19 protein-coding genes are annotated in these 22,289 nt (G+C 72.5%); 4 read left to right on the plus strand and 15 right to left on the minus strand.

Features of this window, described 5'->3' with window-relative positions; translation table 11 throughout:
• Positions 1–28: 28 nt before the first annotated feature.
• The gene (locus ACZ51D_RS31390; RefSeq protein ID WP_465619954.1) at positions 29–1,831 is read right to left on the minus strand and encodes an ABC transporter transmembrane domain-containing protein; all 1,803 of its coding nucleotides are present in this window, start codon (positions 1,829–1,831) and stop codon (positions 29–31) included.
• A gap of 561 nt (positions 1,832–2,392) precedes the next feature.
• Between ACZ51D_RS31390 and ACZ51D_RS31395 the strand changes: the two genes are divergently transcribed.
• Positions 2,393–3,256: an aldo/keto reductase gene (locus tag ACZ51D_RS31395; RefSeq protein ID WP_465619952.1), complete on the plus strand. Its 864-nt coding sequence runs from the start codon at positions 2,393–2,395 to the stop codon at positions 3,254–3,256.
• 202 nt (positions 3,257–3,458) lie between these two features.
• Here ACZ51D_RS31395 and ACZ51D_RS31400 read toward each other — a convergent pair whose 3' ends face one another.
• Positions 3,459–4,325, minus strand: a complete 867-nt coding sequence (locus ACZ51D_RS31400) for a MarR family winged helix-turn-helix transcriptional regulator (protein ID WP_360489744.1) — start codon at positions 4,323–4,325, stop codon at positions 3,459–3,461.
• 405 nt (positions 4,326–4,730) lie between these two features.
• Between ACZ51D_RS31400 and fabG the strand changes: the two genes are divergently transcribed.
• Both fabG and ACZ51D_RS31410 read left to right on the plus strand, forming a co-directional pair.
• A complete protein-coding gene (fabG, locus tag ACZ51D_RS31405) occupies positions 4,731–5,498 on the plus strand; it encodes a 3-oxoacyl-ACP reductase FabG (RefSeq protein ID WP_360489746.1) in 768 nt (255 codons plus the stop codon).
• A gap of 231 nt (positions 5,499–5,729) precedes the next feature.
• A complete protein-coding gene (locus ACZ51D_RS31410; RefSeq protein WP_465664185.1) occupies positions 5,730–6,659 on the plus strand; it encodes a phosphatase PAP2 family protein in 930 nt (309 codons plus the stop codon).
• On the opposite strand, the gene ACZ51D_RS31415 is transcribed toward ACZ51D_RS31410, so the two are convergent.
• Positions 6,610–6,828 carry an I78 family peptidase inhibitor gene (locus ACZ51D_RS31415; protein ID WP_360489750.1) on the minus strand — a complete coding sequence of 73 codons (219 nt, stop codon included), beginning with the start codon at positions 6,826–6,828 and terminating at the stop codon, positions 6,610–6,612. The two genes, ACZ51D_RS31410 and ACZ51D_RS31415, sit on opposite strands and share 50 nt — an antisense overlap.
• A 76-nt stretch (positions 6,829–6,904) precedes the next feature.
• Between ACZ51D_RS31415 and ACZ51D_RS31420 the strand changes: the two genes are divergently transcribed.
• Entirely contained in the window at positions 6,905–7,177 is a 273-nt protein-coding gene (locus tag ACZ51D_RS31420; protein WP_360489752.1) for a DUF6343 family protein, read from the plus strand.
• Between the two features lie 78 nt (positions 7,178–7,255).
• On the opposite strand, the gene ACZ51D_RS31425 is transcribed toward ACZ51D_RS31420, so the two are convergent.
• The 12 genes from ACZ51D_RS31425 to ACZ51D_RS31480 all read right to left on the minus strand — a co-directional run bounded on the left by ACZ51D_RS31425 (position 7,256) and on the right by ACZ51D_RS31480 (position 22,256).
• Complete coding sequence (locus ACZ51D_RS31425) at positions 7,256–8,656, minus strand: aspartate aminotransferase family protein (protein ID WP_465664186.1); 1,401 nt, start codon at positions 8,654–8,656, stop codon at positions 7,256–7,258.
• Entirely contained in the window at positions 8,646–10,556 is a 1,911-nt protein-coding gene (gene dxs, locus ACZ51D_RS31430; protein ID WP_465664187.1) for a 1-deoxy-D-xylulose-5-phosphate synthase, read from the minus strand. The genes ACZ51D_RS31425 and dxs overlap by 11 nt, the downstream gene beginning before the upstream one ends.
• A gap of 112 nt (positions 10,557–10,668) precedes the next feature.
• On the minus strand, positions 10,669–11,697 hold the full coding sequence (gene hpnH / locus ACZ51D_RS31435; RefSeq protein WP_465619945.1) for an adenosyl-hopene transferase HpnH: 1,029 nt from the start codon (positions 11,695–11,697) through the stop codon (positions 10,669–10,671).
• A 2-nt stretch (positions 11,698–11,699) separates the two neighbouring features.
• The gene (locus tag ACZ51D_RS31440) at positions 11,700–12,380 is read right to left on the minus strand and encodes a 5'-methylthioadenosine/S-adenosylhomocysteine nucleosidase family protein (RefSeq protein WP_465664188.1); all 681 of its coding nucleotides are present in this window, start codon (positions 12,378–12,380) and stop codon (positions 11,700–11,702) included.
• Entirely contained in the window at positions 12,377–14,473 is a 2,097-nt protein-coding gene (gene shc, locus ACZ51D_RS31445; protein WP_465619943.1) for a squalene--hopene cyclase, read from the minus strand. The genes ACZ51D_RS31440 and shc overlap by 4 nt, the downstream gene beginning before the upstream one ends.
• Before the next feature lie 7 nt (positions 14,474–14,480).
• Entirely contained in the window at positions 14,481–15,569 is a 1,089-nt protein-coding gene (locus ACZ51D_RS31450; RefSeq protein WP_396287639.1) for a polyprenyl synthetase family protein, read from the minus strand.
• Positions 15,570–15,763: 194 nt separating this feature from the next.
• Positions 15,764–17,197: a hydroxysqualene dehydroxylase HpnE gene (hpnE, locus tag ACZ51D_RS31455; protein ID WP_465664189.1), complete on the minus strand. Its 1,434-nt coding sequence runs from the start codon at positions 17,195–17,197 to the stop codon at positions 15,764–15,766.
• 127 nt (positions 17,198–17,324) lie between these two features.
• A complete protein-coding gene (gene hpnD, locus ACZ51D_RS31460) occupies positions 17,325–18,182 on the minus strand; it encodes a presqualene diphosphate synthase HpnD (RefSeq protein WP_360490667.1) in 858 nt (285 codons plus the stop codon).
• A 41-nt stretch (positions 18,183–18,223) separates the two neighbouring features.
• Positions 18,224–19,186: a squalene synthase HpnC gene (gene hpnC / locus ACZ51D_RS31465; RefSeq protein ID WP_465664190.1), complete on the minus strand. Its 963-nt coding sequence runs from the start codon at positions 19,184–19,186 to the stop codon at positions 18,224–18,226.
• 285 nt (positions 19,187–19,471) lie between these two features.
• Positions 19,472–20,281: an ABC transporter ATP-binding protein gene (locus tag ACZ51D_RS31470; protein ID WP_360489768.1), complete on the minus strand. Its 810-nt coding sequence runs from the start codon at positions 20,279–20,281 to the stop codon at positions 19,472–19,474.
• The gene (locus ACZ51D_RS31475) at positions 20,274–21,215 is read right to left on the minus strand and encodes an ABC transporter permease (RefSeq protein ID WP_360489770.1); all 942 of its coding nucleotides are present in this window, start codon (positions 21,213–21,215) and stop codon (positions 20,274–20,276) included. Before ACZ51D_RS31475 ends, ACZ51D_RS31470 begins: the two co-directional genes overlap by 8 nt.
• A 141-nt stretch (positions 21,216–21,356) precedes the next feature.
• Positions 21,357–22,256, minus strand: coding sequence for a glycosyltransferase family 2 protein (locus tag ACZ51D_RS31480; RefSeq protein ID WP_360489772.1), 900 nt, complete (start codon positions 22,254–22,256; stop codon positions 21,357–21,359).
• Positions 22,257–22,289: the final 33 nt, after the last annotated feature.

Below are 22,289 nucleotides of genomic sequence, written 5' to 3' on the forward strand. Positions count from 1 at the left end.
CTGCCGGCGAACCTGTTCATGACGCTGTTCACACGGCCTCACCCACCGGCTGGGCGGCCTCCTCGTCGCGGGTGACCACGGCCCGGTAGGCCGGCTCGGACCGCATCAGCTCGCGGTGCCGCCCCGCCGCGACCACCCGGCCCTCGCGCAGCAGCACCACCCGGTCCGCCTGGTCGAGCAGCAGCGGACTGGTCGCGAACACCACGGTGGTGCGGCCCGCCCGGGTGTCCCGCAGTCCGGTGGCGATCCTGGACTCGGTGTGGGCGTCCACCGCGCTGGTGGGTTCGTCCAGCACCAGGACCGGCGGGTCCGCCAGCAGCGCGCGGGCCAGGGCGAGCCGCTGGCGCTGGCCGCCGGACAGCGAGCGCCCGCGCTCGGTGATCCGGGCGCGCATCGGATCGCCCGCGCACTCCGGCGAGCCGTCCACCAGCGCCTCCAGCACGTCGTCCGACCGGGCGGCCACCAGCGCCTCGGCCGCCGAGACCCGGCCCGAGGACGGGATGTCGAACAGCTCGGCCAGGGTGCCGGAGAGCAGCACCGGCTCCTTGTCGTGGACCAGCACGGCCGCCCGCGCCTCGGCCAGCGGCACCGTGTCCAGCTCCGTCCCGCCGAGCCGTACGGAGGGCTGCGCCTGCTCGCCCTCGGCCAACGGGACGTGGCCGCCGAGCCGCTCGGCGAGCGCCCCGGCGAGGTCCGGGTCCCCGCAGACCACCGCGGTCAGCTCACCGGCCCGCGCGGTCAGCCCGCTGACCGGGTCGTACAGGTCCGCCTTGGCCGGCCTGGTCCGTGGGGCCGGCGTGATTGTCGTGGTCGTCGTGGCCTCGCTCGCTCCACCGCTCCGGCTGAGGGACAGCACCCGGACGGCCCGCCCTGCGGAGACCCGGGCGACGCTCCAGGCGTGCGCCGCCTCGCCCAGGATCCGCAGCGGCGCGGCCAGGAATGCGGTCGCGCCGTACACCGCGATCAGGGTGCCGACGGAGAGCTCGCCGGAGGCCGCCAGCCGGGCGCCGTACCAGGTGACACCGATCACGAACAGGCCGGGCAGCAGCACCTGTTGGGCCTGCATCAGCGACCAGATCCGGGCCGAGCGGACGGCGGCCGCCCGCACCTTCTGGGAGGCCGCCCGGTACCGCTCCAGGAACAGTTCCTCACCGCCGATGCCGCGCAGCACCCGCAGCCCCGCCACCGTGTCGGCGGCCAGCTCGGTGGCCTTGCCGCCGAGCGCGCGCTGCTGCTCGTAGCGCCGCTCGAACGGCCCGATCAGCGGCCAGACGGAGGCCGCCAGCACCGGGACGCCGAGCAGCACGCCGATGCCCAGCACCGGTTCGACCACCAGCACCACCGAGCTGACGGCCAGCCAGACGATCACCGCGGACCGGACCCGGGCGATCAGCTCGACGTACCAGCCGATCCGCTCGACGTCCCCGCTGCCGACCGCGACGACCTCACCGGTGGCGATCCGGCGGGACAGCCCGGCCCCGAGGTGCGAGGCCTGCCGGGCCACCAACTGCCGTACCTGGCAAGCCGCGTGGATCCAGTTCCAGACCGCTTGGCGATGCGACAGGACGGTGCCCAGCGCGGCGCCCACGGCAAGCAGCAGGGCGAGCCCGCCGGCCTGCCAGATCCCGCCGGCGTCACCGTCGACGGCGGCCTGCACGCCCGAGCCGAGCGGTATCGGCAGGGCGGCCTGGCACCCCATCTCGAGCAGCGTCCAGCAGGTCGCGAGCAGTTGCCCGCGCCGCTGACTGCGCTGCAGCCAGCGCAGGAAGGCCAGGGGTGAGGAGAGATCGGGACTGCCGGGGTCGGCCGGCGGCAGCGGGGTGAGCGGCATGACACTCCGATACGAACGGTGCGGAGGTACGGGGGAACCGGGCGAACGGGGGTGCGGGCGAACGGGGCACGGACGGGCGCGCGCCGTCCGGCACGGCGGACCGGTTCACGCGAGCAGCCCGAGCCGACAGGCGAGGGCAATGGGCGACGGACGCGCGGCGCAACGGCGCGGCGGCGTCGACACGTCCGGTGGGAGCCCCGGACGGGACATGGGAAGGGCACGAAGGGCCCTGATTTCAGGAGGCCATGTCCGCGAGCCTGCCAACCCCGGTGTGACCCGCGCAACAGGTTTTCCGCCGCCCCGCCCGCCCGGCTCCCCGCCCGGCCCGCCCGCCCAGCCCGCCAGGGACCTCCGCCGGGCCTCCGACGGGCCTGCGACGGACCTCCGACGGGCCTGCGGGGGCCCGCGACGGGCCTGCGACCCCGCCCCCGACGCTCGTCCGCCCGGGGCGAGCCACTGCAAACCTCCACCCAAAATTCGCCCGTTTGGCGGGAACAATCAGGTTCCGGTGCCAGTTGCCCCCCACTGGAAAGACCTACGACCAGGAGGGCATCCCGTCCCGTGAGCACCATCCCCAGCGTCACTCTCAACGACGGCGCGCAGATCCCGCAGCTCGGTTTCGGCGTGTGGCAGGTCCCGGACGGTGAGGCCACCGCCGCCGTCAACTCCGCGATCGGCGCGGGCTACCGCTCCATCGACACCGCGGCCATCTACGAGAACGAGGCCGGCACCGGCGCGGCGATCGCCGAGGCGCTGGCGGGCGGCATCGCCCGCGAGGACCTCTACATCACCACCAAGCTGTGGAACTCGGGCACCCGCGACTGGTCCGGCGAGCAGGGCCGCGACGCCGTGCTGCGCGCGTTCGACGCCTCGATGGACAAGCTCGGCCTCGACTACCTCGACCTGTACCTGATCCACTGGCCGCGCCCGATGCACGGCAGCTACCTCAACATCTGGAAGGCCTTCGAGCAGCTGAAGGCGGACGGCCGGGTCAAGTCGATCGGCGTCTCCAACTTCGGCACCGAGCAGCTGACCCGCCTGCTCGACGAGGCCTCGGTCGCCCCGGTCCTGAACCAGGTCGAACTGCACCCGTACTTCCCGCAGGAGGAGCTGCGCGCCTTCCACGCGCAGCACGGCATCGCCACCGAGGCGTGGAGCCCGCTGGGCCAGGGCGGGGAGCTGCTCGCCGAGCCGGCCCTGGTGAAGATCGCCGAGAAGCACGGTCGCACGGTCGCCCAGGTGGTCCTGCGCTGGCACCTGCAGAGCGGCGTGATCGCCATCCCGAAGTCGGTCACCCCGTCCCGGATCCGGGAGAACCTGGACGTCATCGGCTTCGAGCTGGACGCGGAGGACCTCACGGCGATCGCCGCCGTCGCCACCGGCAAGCGCATCGGTCCGGACCCGCAGGGCTTCGACTGGAACTGACGTGGACCCGGGGTGCCGAATCCGGTCCCCGAGCATCCGCGACCGGCCCCCACGGGGCCTGACGGCCGCCATGACGAGGACCGCCCGCCCCGAACGGGGCGGGCGGTCCTCGTCATGCGCGATTCACAACATCACCACACCAACGGCCAGGGACCCTCGGTGCGTTGGCGAATCGTTTTGGCTGTTGTTACCAAGGCTTGGTCTAAAGCCTGCCCGCCTTGGCGATGAGCGCGAGTGCAGCCTCGTGCTCAGCCTCCTCCAGCGGAGCCAGCAGCAGCCGCTGGACCTCGGCCACCCCGGCGGCCGAGCGGTGCAGCAGGTCCTGTCCCGCCGGTGAGAGCGAGAGCAGGTTGCGCCGTCCGTCCGAGGGGTCGCGCCGGCGCTGCACCAGACCGCGGCGCACCAGCCGGCTCACCATCTCGGCCATGGTGGCCTTGTCCAGCGAGGCCAGCTCGCCCACCGTGCGCTGGTCGGCGCCCGGCTCCTGCTCCAGGGCGTCCAGCACCGCGTACTGCGGGGCCGTCAGCTCCGCGCCGACGTGCTCCGACCAGAGCTTGGTGTGCACCTGCTGGCTCACCCTGATCAGGTAGCCGATCGCCCGCTGGGCGTCCAGTATCGGCCGCGCGTCCGTGAAGACGGCGACCGCCGCGGGCTCCAGCCTGGCTATCTTGGCCATCACCCGGACGACCTCGACCTGCTCCTCCGCCGTCAGCGGCTCGAACAGGACGCGCTGCACGCGGACCACACCACCGGTGGCCTCGCGCACCGCCTGGGCGCCGCTCTGCGAGAGAGCGAGCAGCTTGCGTCGGCCGTCGGCCGGGTCGCGCCGACGCAGCACCAGGCCGCGGCGGACCAGCCGCGCGACCATCTCGGCCATCGTGGCCTTGTCCAGCGACGCTCGCTCGCCGACCGTTCGCTGGTCCGCACCCGGCTCGAGGGCCAGGACCAGCAGCACGGCGAACTGCGGAGCCGTGAGATCGGCTCCGACGTGCTCCGACCACAGCCGGGTGTGAACCTGCTGTGCAACGCGAATGAGGTGTCCGGGCGACTGCTGCAGTCGCGCGGACACGCGGGTTGTCGGGATCTCCCCCAGCACCATGTATCCGTCCCGATGTCACACCCGGTGTGTGTGGGACACCCGGGTGGGGCAGTAACGGCGAGTGGGCGTCCAGCTATGAGGGAGGGCGCTCCAGCCGTGCAGCCGGTGGCTGCTGGCGGACACTATACAAACGGCTGGCCCCTGCTGGCAGGCAGGGGCGGATAGTAGACGCAGGTTCGGCAACATTGGCATATTTACGCGCTGCCACACCGTTGCAGTAACCCGTTCTCAGCAGAAAGCCGACCGGTCGGTCCTTACCGACCGTCACCTGCGTCTCTCCACTCTGGCCGCCTTCCCTACTCGCCGGTAGGGTGTGGCCACCCTCCCCCGGGGGCTCTCCCCCGGAGGCAACCCCCGAGAGAGACGAGAGCGAGCATGACCGAGCAGAGCACCGCCCCCCGGGTCGCCGTCGTCACCGGCGCCGCCCGCGGCCTGGGTGCCGCCACCGCCGTCCGGCTGGCCGCCGACGGTTACGCGGTCGCCGTCCTGGACCTGGACGAGGCGGCCGGCAAGGACACCGTGGACCGGATCACCGCCGCCGGCGGCAGGGCCGTGGCCGTCGGCGCCGACGTCTCGAACGCCGAGCAGGTCCAGGCCGCCGTCGACCGCGTGGTCGCCGAGCTCGGCACCCCCGTCGTGCTGGTCAACAACGCGGGTGTTCTCCGCGACAACCTGCTCTTCAAGATGTCCGAGTCCGACTGGGACACGGTCATGAACGTTCACCTCCGCGGCGCCTTCCTGATGACCCGCGCAGTGCAGAAGCACATGGTCGACGCCGGATTCGGCCGCATCGTCAACCTGTCCTCCTCCTCGGCCCAGGGCAACCGCGGCCAGGCCAACTACTCGGCCGCCAAGGCCGGCCTGCAGGGCTTCACCAAGACTTTGGCCATTGAGCTGGGCAAGTTCGGCATCACCGCCAACGCCGTCGCCCCCGGATTCATCGCCACGGACATGACAGCAGCCACCGCCGCCCGGGTCGGCATGGACTTCGAAGACTTCAAGCGGGCTGCCGCCTCTCAGATCCCGGTCCAGCGGGTCGGTCTGCCTGAGGACGTCGCCCACACCATCTCGTTCCTGGCGAGCGAGGGCGCCGGCTTCGTCTCCGGCCAGGTGATCTACGTCGCGGGCGGGCCCCTCGACTGAGCACGGAACCTACACAGGGTTACCACGGAGTGGGAAGCCGGGCAGGCCGGCCTCCCACTCCGTTTCCTTTACCGGGGCTTTTGGGGAACCATTCGAAGACCACACTGGCATTCGATCCCGAAATAGCGGAAATCGCTCGCCGGACCACCCCGGACAGCCCAAATTGTCGATTTCACGGGAAAATGACAATTACCCCCGGAATAGCCCTGTCCGGATGGGTAAGGTCGCCCCGTGCAATCCGGAAGTACCCCCGCCCCCATTCCGCGACAGGGGCGGCGACACCACACCGCCACCACCGGCCGGGGACGCCCCACCACCCCCTGCGGCCCGATCGGCCCCATCAGCCGCGACCCCGACCGCCGCAGCCCGATCGGCCCCGTCAGCCCCATGATCCCCGCCGGCCGCGACCCCGGCTGGCCGCCGATGAGCCGACGGCAGGCCGCCCTGCTCGCCGCCACCGTCGTCGTCTACCTGCTGGTACTGGCCGGTGTCCTGCTCAACACCGCCCTGGTCGACCTCGACTGGTCGGTCCGCCTGCTGCGCCCGTACGAGCGGTGGCCCCGGCTGGAGCCGCTGCTCGACTCCTGGGTGGTCGCCGGGCAGCGCGGGCCCTCGGCGATCGCCGCCTTCGCCTGGCTCGCCTGGCGCGCCCGCCGACTAGGCCGACTGCGCCCGCTGCTGGTCATGGGGATCGCGCTGCTTTTGCTGAATGTCACGGTGGGCGCGGTGAAGATCGTCACCGGCCGGCTCGGCCCGCACTACGCCCAGTACGTCGGCTCGCCCGAGCTCTTCTCCGGCGGCACCATCTTCCCGTCCGGCCACACCGCGAACGCCGTGGTCACCTGGGGCGTGCTTGCCTACCTCGCGGTCCGCTGGCGTCGCACCGGCGCGGTGATCGCCGCCGGAACCGCCTGCTCGATCGGCCTGACCACGGTCTACCTGGGCACCCACTGGGTCACCGACGTGCTGGCCGGCTGGGCCGCCGGGCTGCTCGTCCTGCTCTCGCTGCCGCTGCTGGAACCCCTCGTGACCATCGTCGAGCAACGGCTCCACCGCCGCTTCGGCCGCCGCGCCCTCCCCTACCGGGCCGCCACGGCGGTGGGGGCGAGCGCTACCCCTCCCAGCTCCGCTCGACCACGCCGTCCCGCACCGCGAGGTTGAGCCGCCCCTGCCGGTACTCCATGGTCATCAGGTCCCCGGGCTCCAGCACCCGGACCGAAGCCCAGCCGTGCCGCCGGGCCAGCTCCCGGGCCCGCTCGACCCGCAGCCCCGCGTACCCCTCGGCGTCCGCCCCCGCCGTACCCGACCCCACCGCGTCCGACCCCGACATCGTGCCTCCCCCGGCCAGCCTCCTCGGACGTACGCTGGAATCGTAGCCCGACCCGCGCGGTCCGGAGGTGAAGGCCATGCGCACCACCACCCCGCGACGGTGGCGCAGCGGCACCGAGCCGACCACCGCCCGCAGCGACCTCAAGCTCCGCTACCTGCTCTCGCTCATCTTCACGCCGCTGTTCGTGCTGGCCACGGTGGGCTTCGCGGTCTGGGCGGCCGTCTCGCCCGTCAACGGCGCACCCAGCCGGGGCACGCTCACCGGCTTCGCCGTCGCGTGCGGCCTGCTCTCCCTGTTCGCCATCGTCGATCTCGTGGTGGTCGTCCGGCGTCGCCGGACCGAGCTCTGACGCGGTGTCTCCCATGGAGTGTGAAGTCGGCCCGGCCGACTTCCCACTCCCCGCACCCAAACCACCCGGCCCTCGGCCTCAGCGACCGCCGACCGCCTGCTTCACCAGCGTCCGCCCGAAGTCCCACATCAGGCCGCTCCCCCGGTGGGCCTCGTCCATGATGTCGGTGAAGGCGTCCATGAAGCGGTCCACGTCCCGCTCGGTGATGATCAGCGGCGGAAGCAGCTTGATCACTTCCAGGTGGTCCCCGGACACCTGGGTGAGGATCCGGTGCCGCTGCAGCAGCGGGACCACGACCATCTGCGCGAACAGCCCCTTGCGTGCCGCCTGCAGGGCCGTCCACCCGGTGCGCAGCTTGAGCGACTTGGGCCGGCCGAACTCGATGCCGATCATCAGCCCGCGCCCGCGCACCTCGGCGAGCAGCTCGTACTTGTCGACCAGCTCGGTCAGCCGCTCGCGGAACCGGTCGCCGACCGTGCGGGCGTTCTCCACCACCTTCTCGTCCCGCATCACCTCCAGGGTCGCCAGCCCGGCCGCCATGGCCTGGGCGTTCGATCCGAAGCTGGCCGAGTGCACCAGCACCCGGTCCATCGAGGAGTACACCTTCTCGAAGATCCAGCCCTTGCCGAGCGTCGCCCCGACCGGGACGTACCCGCCGGAGAGCGCCTTGGCCGCGCAGACCAGGTCGGGCAGCACGCCGTCCTCGTGCTGGTAGGCGAAGAACTCTCCGGTGCGGCCGATCCCGGTCTGCACCTCGTCGCAGATGAGCAGCGCCTTGTGCTCGTGCAGCAGCGCCTGGGCGGCGCGCAGCCAGCCGGGCGGCGGGGCCTGGACGCCCTTGCCCTGGATCGGTTCGACGATCAGGGCCGCGACGTCGCCGCGCTTCAACTCCTTTGCCAGCGCCGACAGATCGCCGAGCGGGATGGCGGTGTCCGGGAGCAGCGGGTCGAAGCCCTTGCGGAAGCCGTTCTCCCCGTTGACCGAGAGCGAGCCGGTGGTCAGCCCGTGGAAGGCGTGGTCGGCGTAGAGGATCCGCCGGCGTCCGGTGGCGTACCGGGCGAACTTCAGCGCGGTCTCCACCGCTTCCGTCCCGCTGTTGCCGAAGAACACCCGGTCCAGCCCGGGGGCGTACGACAGCAGCCGCTCGGCCAGCAGCCCGGGCAGCGGCGAGCAGTCGAAGCGCACCAGGTCCGGCAGGTCCAGGTCCATCACCTGCTGGATCGCCGTGCGCACCACCGGGTGGTGGCGGCCGAGCGCGAAGATGCCGAAGCCGGCCAGCATGTCGAGGTACTCGTTGCCCTCGGCGTCGTAGAAGTACTGGCCCTTGGCGCGCTCGTAGTACTTGTCGAAGCCGATGGTGTGGAGCATCCGGGACAGCTGCGGGTTGAGGTAGCGGCTGTTCAACTCGTAGCGCTCACCGCCGCGTTCGGCGAGGAGGGCGGCGAGGTCGAAGGCGGGGCGGTCTGGGTCAGCCGGCATGACGCGGGTTCGCTCCTCGGGTCGGTAGCAGGTTCTTGGCGAAGACGGCGGTCTGGGCGGCGACCCCGGTCCCGGTGAGCCCCGCCTCCTCGAGGATCTCTCCGCGCGAGGCGTGCCCGAGGAACTCCTGCGGCAGGCCGAGGACCCGCAGCGGTACGTCCACGTCGGCGTCGCGCAGCGCCTGGGCGATCGCCGAACCGACCCCGCCGGTCCGGCCGTTGTCCTCCACGGTGACCACCAGCCGGTGGGCGGCGGCCAGCTCGGGCAGCGCCGGGTCGACGGGCTTGACCCAGCGCGGGTCGACGACGGTCGCGGTGAAGCCCTCGGCGAGCAGCAGCCGGGCGGCGTCCAGGCAGGCCGGGGCGGTGGTGCCGACGGCGACCAGCAGGATCTCGGCCGGGCGCCCGGTGCGCAGCAGCACGTCCACCCCGCCGATCCGCTCGACGGCCGGCACGGCGGGCCCGACGTTCCCCTTCGGGAAGCGCACGACCGTCGGCGCGTCCCCGACCTCGACGGCCTCGCGCAGCTGGGCCCGCAGCTGGTCGGCGTCGCGCGGTGCGGCGAGCCGCAGGCCCGGGACGACCTGCAGGATCGACAGGTCCCACATGCCGTTGTGCGAGGCGCCGTCCGGTCCGGTCACCCCGGAGCGGTCGAGTACGAAGGTGACGCCCAGCCGGTGTAGGGCGACGTCCATCAACACCTGGTCGAAGGCCCGGTTCAGGAAGGTCGCGTACACCGCGACCACCGGGTGCAGTCCTCCGGTGGCGAGCCCCGCGGCGCTGGTGACGGCGTGCTGTTCGGCGATCCCGACGTCGAAGGTCCGCGTCGGGTACGCCTTGGCGAACGGCGCCAGGCCCACCGGCTGCAGCATGGCCGCGGTGATCGCCACCAGGTCCGGCCGCTCGGTGCCGAGCGCGAGCAGTTCCTCGCCGAACACCGAGGTCCAGGAGACGCCGCTGCTGGGCGAGATCGGCAGGCAGGTGTACGGGTCGATCGGGTTGACGGCGTGGAAGCGGTCGGCTTCGTCCTGCTCGGCGGGCCGGTAGCCGCGTCCCTTGACGGTGAGGCAGTGCACGATGACCGGCCCGCCGAAGTTGCGGGCCTGGCGCAACGCCTGTTCGACCGCGCCCAGGTCGTGGCCGTCGATCGGGCCGAGGTACTTGAGGCCGAGGTCCTCGAACATGCCCTGTGGGGCGAAGGCGTCCTTGAACCCCTTCTTGGCGCCGTGCAGCGCGTCGAAGATCGGCTGGCCGACCAGCGGGGTGCGTTGCAGCGCTTCCTTGCCGAGGGCGAGGAAGCGCTCGTAGCCCTGGGTGGTGCGCAGGGTGGCGAGGTGGTTGGCGAGGCCGCCGATGGTCTTGGCGTAGGAGCGTTCGTTGTCGTTGACGACGATGACCAGCGGCCGGTCGCGGGCTTCGGCGATGTTGTTGAGCGCTTCCCAGGCGAGTCCGCCGGTGAGCGCGCCGTCGCCGATCACCGCAACGGTGTGCCGGTCGTGCTGGCCGAGCAGCCGGGCGGCTTTGGCCAGGCCGTCGGCGTAGGAGAGCGCGGTGGAGGCGTGCGAGTTCTCGACCAGGTCGTGCTCGGACTCGCCGCGCGAGGGGTAGCCGGACAGTCCGCCCCGCATCCTCAGCCGGGTGAAGTCCTGGCGGCCGGTGAGCAGTTTGTGGACGTAGCTCTGGTGGCCGGTGTCGAAGACGATCCGGTCGTACGGCGAGTCGAAGACCCGGTGCAGCGCGATGGTGAGCTCCACCACGCCGAGATTGGGCCCGAGGTGTCCGCCGGTGCGGGTGACGGCGTCGATCAGGAAGTCCCTGATCTCGTCGGCGAGCAGCGGGAGTTCGGCCGCCGGGAGCTTGCGCAGCTCGGCCGGCGAGGTGACGCGGGAGAGCAGTGACATGGGTACACCTCACGACTCGGAGCGGTGCGGTGATGCCTCCGCCCGGCAGGGGCGGAGCCGGCCCGGGCGCGGGGCCCGGGCCGGGGTGCCGACTTGGCGGTCAACTCCCGGCTCAGCGGCCGTGGTTGCCGCCGATGGTCTCGGTGATGGCGCGCAGCGACTGCTGGAGCGAACCCATGGTGGCGAGGACGGCCGTCGGCTCGTAGCCGCAGTGGGCCATGCAGTTGGCGCAGCGCGGGTCCCGGCCGCGGCCGTACTTGCTCCAGTCGGTCTTCTCGACCAGCTCGCGGTAGGTCGGCACGTAGCCGTCGGCCATCAGGTAGCAGGGCCGCTGCCAGCCGAACAGCGAGTAGTTGGGGATGCCCCACGGGGTGCATTCGAAGTCGGCCTTGCCCTCCAGGAAGTCCAGGAAGAGCGGGCTGTGGTTGAGGCGCCAGCGCTTGCGGTTCCCGCCGGCGAAGGCTTTGCGGAAGAGTTCCCTGGTCTGTTCGACGCCCAGGAAGTGCTCCTGGTCGGGGGCCTTCTCGTAGGCGTAGGCGGGCGAGATCATCATCTCGTCCACTTTCAGCTCGTCGTTGAGGTAGTCCAGCACCTCGATGACGGTCTGCGGGGTGTCGGTGTTGAAGAAGGTGCTGTTGGTGGTGACCCGGAAGCCGCGCCGCTTGGCCTCCTTGATCGCGGCCACCGCCTCGTCGAAGGTGCCCTCCTTGGCCACCGACTCGTCGTGCCGCTCCCGCATGCCGTCGATGTGCACGGCGAAGGTGAAGTACGGGGAGGGCGTGAACTTCTCGATCTTCTTGCGCAGCAGCAGCGCGTTGGTGCACAGGAACACGTACTTGCGGTGCTCGACCAGCTGGCGGACGATCTCGTCGATCTGCGGGTGCATCAGCGGCTCGCCGCCGGCGATCGAGACCATCGGGGCACCCGACTCCAGGACCGCGCCGACCGCCTGGGCGACGGGCATCCGCTGCTTCAGGACGCCCGCCGGGTGCTGGATCTTGCCGCAGCCCTCGCAGGCGAGGTTGCAGGCGAACAGCGGTTCCAGCTCCACGATCAGCGGGAACTTGTCCCGTCGTTTGAGCAGCTTCTGCTGCATGAGGTAGGTGCCGACCCGCACGGTCTGGCGCAACGGCATGGCCATGGCTAGCTCGCCTCCTGAGGGAGCGTCGAGGATGTGGGGTGGTTCAGGTCTGCGGAGCGGGGCGCGAGCTCCTGCCGGTACCAGTCGACCAGGGCGGGCACCGTCGCCCGGAGGGTCCGCCAGGCCCGCACCCCGGCCGGGAGGGTGCCGGGGCGCAGCAGTTCGTGCTCGGGGGTGTCGACCACCACGCGCAGGACGGCCGCGGGCAGTGTCGGCCGCACCTCCCGCAGCGCGGCCAGCACGGCGGCGGCCTCCATGTCGACGGCGAGCGCGCCCTGCAGGTGCAGTGCCCGGCGCTCGATGCCGCGCACGACGTGGTCGGCGGTGTGGTGCACCCCGGTGTGTACGGTCAGGCCGCGTTCCTTCAGCGCCCGGGTGAGCTCCGGCCCGGAGTCGACCGGGTAGAGGTGGCCCTCGGCGTCGCGCACGCCGTCGGCCGCGACGACGTCGCCGGGCTGTACACCGGGGCCGAGCGCGGCGCCGAAGCCGGCCACCACGACCGCGCCGTAGCCGCCGGAGACGGAGCCGAGCAGCCGTCGGACGGCCATCCCGGCGCGCCGCCGGCCGACCCCGGTGCGGACCAGCACCGGGGCTCCGCCGGCCGCGCCGCGCCAGTCGCCGCCGCGCAGGGCCCAGACCTCGGGGCCCAGTGCGCAGAGCACCAGCAGGGGGGCGGTGGTCACCGCGCCGCCCCAATCGCCGGGGTGCCGTTCGCCCGGCCCCCACCGTCCCGACGGATGGTCGGGCTGCCGTGGAGGTAGCGGCCGAGCGCGGTGACCGGGAAGACCAGCCGGTACAGGTGGTAGTTGATGGAGAAGTCCCACGGGAAGCCGGTGCCGGTGAATTGCGGCTCGTCCCAGGTGCCCTCGGGCAGCTGGGTGCGCACCAGCCAGTCCACGCCGCGTTCCACCGCCGGGTTGGTCCGGCCGTCCGGGCCCTCGCCGGCTGCGAGCAGCGCCATCAGCGCCCACGCGGTCTGCGAGGCGGTGGAGTCGCCGCGCCCGGCCCAGCGCGCCGGGTCGTCGTAGGAGCGCATGTCCTCGCCCCATCCGCCGTCGGCGTTCTGCCGGTCCTCCAGCCAGCGCACCGCCCGGCGGATCGCCGGGTGCTCGTCCGGGACGCCGGCCGCGACCAGGGCGGGCAGCACCGAGCCGGTGCCGTAGATGTAGTTGGTGCCCCAGCGGCCGAACCATGAGCCGTCCGCCTCCTGGTTGCGCAGCAGCCACTCGATGCCGCGCCGGGTCCGGGGGTCGCGGGCGCGGCCGGTCTCCGCGAGCATCTCCACCACGTGGGCGGTGACGTCGGCGGACGGCGGGTCGACCACCTCGCCGAAGTCGCAGAACGGCAGCTTGTTGGGCAGCGTGCTGGTGTTGTCGACGTCGAAGGCGCCCCAGGCGCCGTTCTTGGACTGCATGCCGAGGTTCCACAGCACGCCCCGGTCCACCGCCGCGTCGACCTTGGCCGGGTCGGGGTGGGCCACCCGGCGCAGCGCCAGGACCACCTCGGCGGTGTCGTCGATGTCGGGGTAGGTGTCGTTCTCGAACTCGAAGGCCCAGCCGCCGGCGGGGAGCCCGGGCCGTTGGACGGCCCAGTCGCCGCGCTTGCGGATCTCCTCGCCGAGCATCCAGTCGACGGCGGAGACCAGCGCGGGGTGGTCGGCCGGCAGCCCGGCGTCGGCCAGCGCGACGGTGGCCAGGCAGGTGTCCCAGACCGGGGACTGGCAGGCCTCCAGCCAGCGCTTGCCGTCCTCGGTGTGCACGGTGAAGCGGTCGAAGGAGGAGAGTCCGGCCTGCATCACGGGGTGTTCCAGCTCGTAGCCCTCGAGGTGCAGGGCGATCAGCGAGTAGACGGCGGGGGGCTGGATGCCGCCCCAGCAGCCGTCGGCTTCCTGCCGTTCGACGATCCAGCGGCAGGCCTGGGCGACGGCCAGGCGGCGCAGCGGGCGGAAGGCCCGGCGGTGGTAGGCGTGCAGTGCCTTGTCGAGGCGCTCGAACAGGCCGTCCCAGGTGGTGGCGGGGGCGAGCGGCCGTTGGGGGTAGGGGTCGGCCGGGTCGGTGTGCAGCTCGGTGAGCTGGAAGGGCGCCGGACGGACGGGCCGGTGGGCGGAGACGACGGTCAGCGGGACGATGGTCTGGCGGGCCCAGCACCCGAAGGCGTAGATGTTCAGCGGGAGCCACTTGGGCAGGAAGATGATCTCGGGCGGCATCTCCGGCAGCCGCTCCCAGGGCCACCAGCCGAACAGCGCGAGCCAGATCCGGGTGAACACCCGGGCGGCCGCGATGCCGCCCGCCGAGCGGACGTACCGGGCGGCGGCCAGCATGTGCGGGGCGTTCGGCTCGTCGCCGGCCAGCCTGAGCGCGACGTAGGCCTCGACGGTGGTGGACAGTTCGGGCGGCCCGCCGTGGAAGGTGGCCCAGGTGCCGTCCTCACGCTGATGGGAGCGGATCCACTCGGCGGTGGCGTTCGTCTGTTCGTCGGTCCGGATCCCGAGGAACTGCCGGAGCAGTAAATCCTCGGCGTCCATGGTGACGTTGGTCTCCAGGTCGCCTTTCCACCAGCCCTCGGAGGACTGCAGCGAGAGCAGGTGGGTGGTGGCGCGGGCCAGGGCCTCCCGCGCGTCGGCCGGTCGGAGGTCCGCCTCGTCGGTCGGCCGGAGCTGGTCGGCGTCCTCGGGCTGCCACCGCCCCGCGCCCAGGAGGGCCGGGGGGCGGTCGCCCACCGCGACCGGCTCGGAATCGTACTCAGGGTCGAGCCGGCCGTCCGCGGTTGCTGTCAACGTAACGTCACCTCTCTCGTACCACCACGAATTCGGCGAGTGCGACGAAGTGCTCGCGCACCTCGTCGGACATGGGCACCTCGTCCAGGGCGGAGAGGGCAGTCGTGTGCTGGCGGCGGGCCTCCTCCTGGGTCCAGGCGCGGCCGCCGGCCTCCTCGATCAGCGCGGCCCGGGCGGCGAGCTCGGGCTCGCTCTCCTCTCCCCGCCCCTTCGGGTCGGCCAGCTGCCCGGCGAGCCGGCGCGAGGCCGGGCCGCCCTCGGCCAGGGCTGCGGCGACCGGCAGGGACTTCTTGCGCTGGCGCAGGTCTCCCCAGTGCGGCTTGCCGGTGACCTCGGTGGCGCCCCAGATGCCGAGCAGGTCGTCCACCGCCTGGAAGGCCAGGCCCAGGTGGTGGCCGTAGCGCTGGAGGGAGTCGGAGACCTTGTCGTCGGCCCCGGCCAGGACCGCGCCGATCGCCGAGGCGGCGGCCAGCAGGGCCGCGGTCTTTCCGCCCTCCATCTCCAGGCACTCCGCGACGGTCACGCTGTCGCGCTGTTCGAAGGCGACGTCCATGGCCTGGCCGTCGATCAGCCGGCGGGTCGCCGTGGTGAGCAGCCGGACGGCGCGCGCGGCGTCGGTGGGACTCGCGCCGCCGGTCACCGCGGCGTCGAGCAGCACCTCCGTGCCGAGCGTCGCCAGGGCGTCGCCGACCAGGATCGCCTGGGCCGGCCCGAAGACCGTCCAGGCGGTGGCCCGGTGCCGCCGGGTCTCGTCACCGTCCATCAGATCATCATGGAGCAGGGAGAAGTTGTGCACCAGTTCAACGGCCACCCCACCGGGCACCCCCACCTCGGCCGCCGCACCGGTGGCCTGGGCGGACAGCAGTGCCAGCGCCGGGCGTACGGCCTTGCCGCCGTCCCCCGAGACCGGCGTGCCGTCCCGGTCGATCCAGCCGAAGTGGTAGGCCCCGACGGTGTCCATCGGTGCGGCCAAACGGGCGACGGCGGCCCGTAGCGGCGGGGTGCAGAGCGTACGGCTGCGGGCGAGCAGCTCCGGCACCGAGACCGGTTCGGCGTGCGCCGTACCTCCGACGGCGAAGCCGGTGCGTGACTCCACGTGCGTTCCCTCTCCCTGGTGGTGCCGGACCGCACGGGGCGGCCGGGTGCTGTCGGTGCGGCTGGTGTCGATTCGGGTGGTGCCGGTGCCAAGGGCGTCGGTCCGGCCGGTCCGGCCGGTCCCGCTGATTCCGCCGACGCGCTCGACGGTACGCCCGTCGGCTCTCGCGGGCTCTCCGGCGGCGGGGCCCGCCGTCACCTGGGCCACCTCCCGTCGCCGCGGTCCACCGGCACCCGGGCGCCGGTCGCGGCGAGCGCGGCGTCGGCGGCGGCGTGGCCGCTGCGCACGGCGCCCTCCATGGTCGCGGGCCAGCCGGTGGCCGTCCACGAGCCGGCCAGCAGCAGGCCGGGGACCTCGGTGCGGGCCGACGGGCGCAGCGGCCCGCGGCCCGGGGCCGGGTCGAAGGTCGCGGTGCGCTCGCGGGTGACGAAGAAGTCGAGCACCTCGGCCCCGACCGCGGCCGGCAGCAGCCGTTCCAGCTCGGGCAGGTAGCGGCGGCGCAGCTCGGCGACCGGCAGGTCGATCTCGTCCTGCGCGGCGGACTGCGAGAGCGCCAGATACTGGGCGCCCGGGTGGGCCCGGCCCAGCTCGGTGGCGGCCAGGCCGGAGTGCGCGGTGCGGTCGAAGACCCACTGGACCGGGGAGCCGAGGGCGGCGAAGAACGGCCGACGCAGCAGCTTGCGGTCGTAGATCACGTGCACGTTGAGGATCGGCGCGGTGCCGAACCCGGCCAGCCGTTCCTGCTCCGGGATGGCGTTCGGCGGCAGTAGGGCGGCCGCGCTGTCCTGGGCGCCGGCCAGCACGACAGTGTCGGCGGTGAGCAGTTCCCCGCCCTCCAGGAGGACGGCGTGCTGCGGCGCGGCCGGCTTGAGTTCCGCCACCCGGGTGCGCAGCAGCACCTTCACACCGGCGTGTTCCAGCTCGGCGAGCGCCCGGTCGTGGTGGATCGCGCCGAGCGGGGCGGCGGCGATGCCGATGTCGGCGGCGCCCGGGTCGGAGAGCAGGCCGGTCTGGAACACCTTCGCCGCGAGCGCCATCGACACCTGGTCGGCCCGCCCGTTCAGGGTGGCGACGCCGACCAGGTCCCACAGGGCGGCCTGGGTGGCGGCGTTCTGCCCGTTGCGGCGCAGCCACTCGCCGAAGGAGATCCGGTCCAGCGCCGGGTCGTCGAGGTCCAGGCCCTTCAGGGCGAGCGCGCCGCGGACCACCCGGGCGCGGTCGACCGGGGACAGGTGCGGGTAGCGGGCGAGGCTGGCGGCCAGGTGCAGGGGGACGGGCAGGCCGGCCCGCTGCAGCCGGCCGAGGGTGCGCACCGGTGCGGCGTCGGGGCCGGTGACGGAGAGCACCGGGACGTCGAGGCGGTCCTGCAGGTGGACCAGGCGGGTGGCGCCGAGCCGCTCCAGCAGGCCGCGGTAGGCGGTGCAGCAGCGCAGGTAGACGTGCTGGCCGTTGTCGACGGTCAGCTCGCCGCGTCGGAAGGAGAACGCCAGGCCGCCGAGCCGGGGCCGCCCCTCGGCGAGGGTGACCCGGTGGCCCGCCTCGGCCAGGCGCAGGGCGGCGGTGATTCCGGCCAGGCCGCCGCCGACCACGACGTCGGCCGGGCGCGCGGCATCGGCTCGCCCGGTCATCGGCCCTCCCCCTCGCAGTCGCTGGACCGCCGGCAGGCGGTCGCTGAAGCCGGTCCTCGTTCGGTCAACACGGAACTGCCCGCACGTGATTCCCCGCTGACACAGCGTGACAGAACTGTCGCGAGAATCAAGAACGCCCCCCGGCGAGCCCGGAAAGCGCCACGTACGCCTTCTCCCAGCCCGGCAGCGAGACCCGGCCGCGCAGGACCGACTCGGGGTCGGCGGCGATCCGGCCGAGCAGCCGGTGGTAGATCCCGGCCATCGCGGCGGTGCAGGCGCGGCTGCGGCGGTCGAGCATCGGCAGCAGCCGCAGGCCCTCCTCGAAGGCGGCCTGGGCGCGGGCGGCCTCGAAGGCCACCAGGCCGGTGAAGTCCGCGCCGACCGGCGGCTTGGGCAGCGCGAAGCCCTGCTCGCAGCCGAACCGGACGAGGTCCTCGGTGGGCAGGTAGGTGCGGCCGTTCAGGGCGTCCTCGCGCAGGTCGCGCAGGATGTTGGTGAGCTGCAGCGCCAGGCCCAGGGTGTCCGCGTACCGCGCCCCGAGCTCGGGGTCGTCGCAGCCGTAGACGCCCAGGGAGAGCCGGCCGATCGCGCCGGCCACGCAGCGGCAGTAGACCTTCAGCTCCTCGTACGTCTGGTACTCGGCGCCCTTGAGGTCCATCTCGACGCCGTCGATCAGTTCGTCGAAGCCGCCGAGCGGGATCGGGAAGCGCCGGGCCGTGTCGGCCAGGGCGACCTTGATCGGGTCGGTGTCGTCCTCGGCGACCACCCCGGAGCGGACCTCGTCCACCAGTTCCCGGGTGCGCAGCAGCGCCTCGGCCTTGCGGTCGGCCGGGAGGTCGCCGTCGCCGATGTCGTCCACCCGGCGGGCCAGGGCGTACAGGGCCGACATGGCCAGCCGCTTGGGTTCGGGCAGCAGGCGGATGCCGTAGCTGAAGTTGCGCGCCTGCAACCCGGTGACTGCCTCGCAGTACCGGTATGCCGCCATGACCTGGGCCGACGCCAGTGGTGATGCCGCCACTCGGGCGTTCACCTTCCCTTCGCGAAGATGGCCGCCGCCTTCGCTGCGAGGCGGCGCTTGTCCGGCTTCGCCTGCCGGGCGAGCACGTCGTACCCGGCGTCCTCGACGGCAGCCAGGGCCGCGTACCCGCCGGCGGTGAATCCCGCCAGGAGCAGTCGAAGCCTCCCCCGAACCGTACCTACCAATGGTGCGCCGCGATCGAGCAGGGTGCGGGCCCGTTCCGCTTCGAAGGCGATCAGCTCCCGCACCGCGCCGTCGGCGGAGGGGGCGGCGAGGTCGGCCTCGGTCACGCCGAAGCGCTCCAGGTCCTCGGTGGGGAGGTAGATCCGGCCGTGGCGCAGGTCCTCGGCGACGTCCTGCAGGTGCTCGACCACCTGGAGGCCACTGCAGATGGCGTCGGAGAGCTCGATCCGCTCGGGCGTGGAGACGCCCGCGATGGCCAGGACGAGGCGGCCGATCGGGTCGGCGGAGAGCGTGCAGTAGCCGATCAGGTCGTCGTACGTGGCGTAGCGGGCGGTGGACTGGTCCACCCGGTTGGCCTCGATCAGACGGCGGAACGGCTCGGGCGTCAGGCCGTGCCGGTCGACCAGCGGAACCAGGGCCCGCATCAGCGGGTGGCGCGGGCGGTCGGCGCCGGATCCGGCGGAGCCGCCCGGGTGCAGCGCGGTCTCGAAGACCCGGTCGAGGTCGTGCTCCAGCCCGTCGAGCAGCGCGAGCCGGAAGGCGACCTCCTGCGGAGTCGGCGGGCCGGACTGGCCCGAAGGGGTGGCCGGGGGCGCCTGCTCGACGCCGAGCAGCCGGGCGGTGGCGGCCGGGTCGGCCAGGTCGCCGTCGCCGGAGTCGTCGACGAGGCGGGCGAAGCCGTACACCGCCATCAGGTCGTCGCGCCAGGCGGCGGGCAGGAAGAACGGGGCGACCGGGAAGTTCTCCGCACCCGCCTTGTCCAGGGTCTGACCCGCGGAACGGTTCACCGGCGTATCACTGGGCTGGGCCGAAGCCGACACTGCTGTCACTCCCCCGTTCTACACCGCTGGGTACGACCGGTCCGACTCGGACACGCGTCCGAGCGCGGGCGTCACGTCCGGCACACCGCCCCCGCGCCCACCAGCCTGACACCCCGGGGCGCGCCGGTGAAGACCGCCCCGCCCGCCCGGCGGGGTGCTCACCCCTGCGGGGGCGGCCACCTGGGGTAACGGCGGGGGCACGCCGAAGGGCCGGTCCCGGATGTCCCGGAACCGGCCCTGGAGGCGGGGGTGCTACGGGCGCTCGCCGCGCTCGTAGCGGCCGACGACCTCGTCGGTCGGCCCGTCCATGACGAGCTCGCCGGCCTCGATCCAGATGGTCCGCTCGCAGACCTCGCGGATCGAGTTGTTGTCGTGGCTGACGAGGAAGACCGTACCGGCGGACCCGCGCAGCTCGTCGATGCGCCGCTTGCTGCGCTGCTGGAAGGCCTGGTCACCGGTGGCCAGGGCCTCGTCGATCAGCAGCACGTCGTGGGTCTTCGCGGCGGCGATCGAGAAGCGCAGGCGGGCACCCATGCCGGAGGAGTAGGTGCGCATCGGCAGGGAGATGAAGTCGCCCTTGTCGTTGATGCCGGAGAACTCGACGATGTCCTGGTAGCGCTCCCGCACGTCGGCCGGGGACATCCCCATCGCCAGGCAGCCCAGGACGACGTTGCGCTCGCCGCTGAGCTCGTTCATCAGCGCGGCGTTGACGCCCAGCAGCGAGGGCTGGCCGTTGGTGTAGATGCCGCCCTTCTCCGTCGGCAGCAGGCCCGCGATGGCGGAGAGCATGGTCGACTTGCCGGAGCCGTTGGAGCCGATCAGGCCGATCGCCTCGCCCTTGTACGCGGTGAAGCTGATGCCCTTCACCGCGTGCACCTCGCGCACGCCGGCCCCGCGCTTGCGGCTGAGGATGCGGCTCAGCGCCGAGGTGGCACTGCCCTTGCCGGAGCCGGCGCCGTGCACCCGGTAGACGATGTGCACGTCGTCGACGACGACGGTGGGCTCGCGGGCCACGTCCGTGTCCCGGACGAAGTCGTTCTTGTTCAGGTCGACGTCAGCCACGGCCGTACTCCTCCTCGGCCTTCCAGAAGAAGACGTATCCGATGACGAACAGCCCGACGCCCCAGGCGAGCCCGTACACCCACTGGTGCGGCGGCAGGGACTGGTACACGGACTGGTGCTTGTTGTAGATGACCGGCGCGAAGGCGTGCCGCAGCAGGTCCATGTAGACCGAGGCCGGGTTCACGTTGCAGATCACCTGGATGTAGTGCGGCCACTTGTGGACCCGGTCCTGGATGCTGAACATCACGCCGGACAGGAACATCCAGGCCCGCATCACGAACGGGATCAGCTGGGAGATGTCACTGGTCTTGGCGCCGATCCGGGCCATGATCAGGGAGATGCCGGTGTTGAACATCGTCTGCAGGATCAGCGCCGGGATGATCAGCAGCCAGGTCCTGCCCGGGGCGATGCCGCTGGCCAGGACGGTCACGACCAGCACGACCATCGAGATCATCAGCTGCTGGAGCTGGATCACGGTGAAGGCGATCGGCAGGCTGGCGCGGGGGAAGTGCAGGGCCCGGATCAGGCCGAGGTTGTCGGAGATCGCCCGGGTGCCGGACTGCACTGCGTTCTGGGTGAACTGGAACACGAAGACGCCGATGCAGAGCCAGGCGATGTACGTGTCCGGCGGGAAGCCGTCCTTGCTCGACAGGATCACGCCGAAGACCAGGTAGAAGACCGCGCAGTTGAGCAGCGGGGTCACGACCTGCCACAGCTGGCCGAGCTTGGCGTCGGTGTACTGGGCCACCAGTCGGGCGGTGGCGAAGGCCCAGATGAAGTGGCGCCGGGCCCAGAGCTGCTTGGTGTAGGCGAACAGACCCGGCCGGGCGCCGCTCACCGACAGACCGTACTTGTCCGCAAGCTGCTTCGCGGTCAGGCCCGCGTCCACCCCCCTGGGGGTCGAGAGGCTGACGGGTTCACTCACTGTCGACACATTCGTCCTTCACGCGGGATCGGTCGGGGCGGCCGGTCGACGGGGGGTCCGCCGGCCGTGCGCCGATGGGGATCCACTGGGATCTCGGGGGAGCCGGCCGGTGTGTGGTCACCGGCCGCAGCAATCGATCATTTGATCAGATCAGATGATCGGAGGTCGGCCCAGCCTGGTCAGTTGCCAAACGGTACGCCATCGCATGGGCCGTCGCGGACCGCAGGATTCGCGCCAGCCCGCCCGGAATCCGCCCCACCAGGCCTTCAGCGCCTCGGGGGAAGGGCGGCGGGCCAGGGTGAGCAGAAGCCAGGTTCCCAGATAGAGAGGCACCAACAGGGCCGGAAGGTTCCGCCTCGCGAGCCAAACCCGGTTGCGGGCCACGTTGTGGAAGTAGGTGGCGTGCCGGGCCGGGGAGGTCGTGGGGTGGTGCAGCACCACGTCCGCCCGGTAGTCGATGCCCCAGCCCGCGTCCACCGCGCGCCACGCGAGGTCGGTCTCCTCGTGGGCGTAGAAGAACTCGGCGGGCAGCTGGCCGGCCTCCTCGAACACCTTGCAGCGCACGGCGCTCGCGCCGCCCAGGAAGGTGGTCACCCGGGACGAGCGCAGCGGGTCGCTGGCACGCAGCCGGGGGACGTGCCGGCGCTGGGTGACACCGGTGTCCGGGTCGGCGATCCGGAAGGACACGATGCCCAGCTCCGGGTCGGCGGTGAAGGCCTCGCGCAGCAGACGGGCGGAGTCGGTGCGCGGCAGGCAGCCGTCGTCGTCCAGGAACAGGACGGCGTCCACGTCCGCGCCGTCCCGGCCGAACAGCTCGATGCCGACGTTGCGGCCGCCCGGGATGCCGAGGTTCTCCGGCAGCTCGACGGTGCGCACGCCCTCCGGCAGCGGGGGCAGCGGGGCGCCGTTGACGACCACGGCCAGCTCGACCGCGGGGCCCTCCTGGGCGCGGACGGACTCGATCAGGGCGTTGAGCTCGGCGGGCCGGTTGCCCATGGTGATGATCACGGCGCCGAGGCGGAAGCTCTCCGCGTTGGTCACGGCGTTCATGCACCCACCTCGCCGCGCTCGGCAGGGGCATGC

It is taken from the genome of Kitasatospora sp. NPDC033851 (assembly GCF_055576085.1).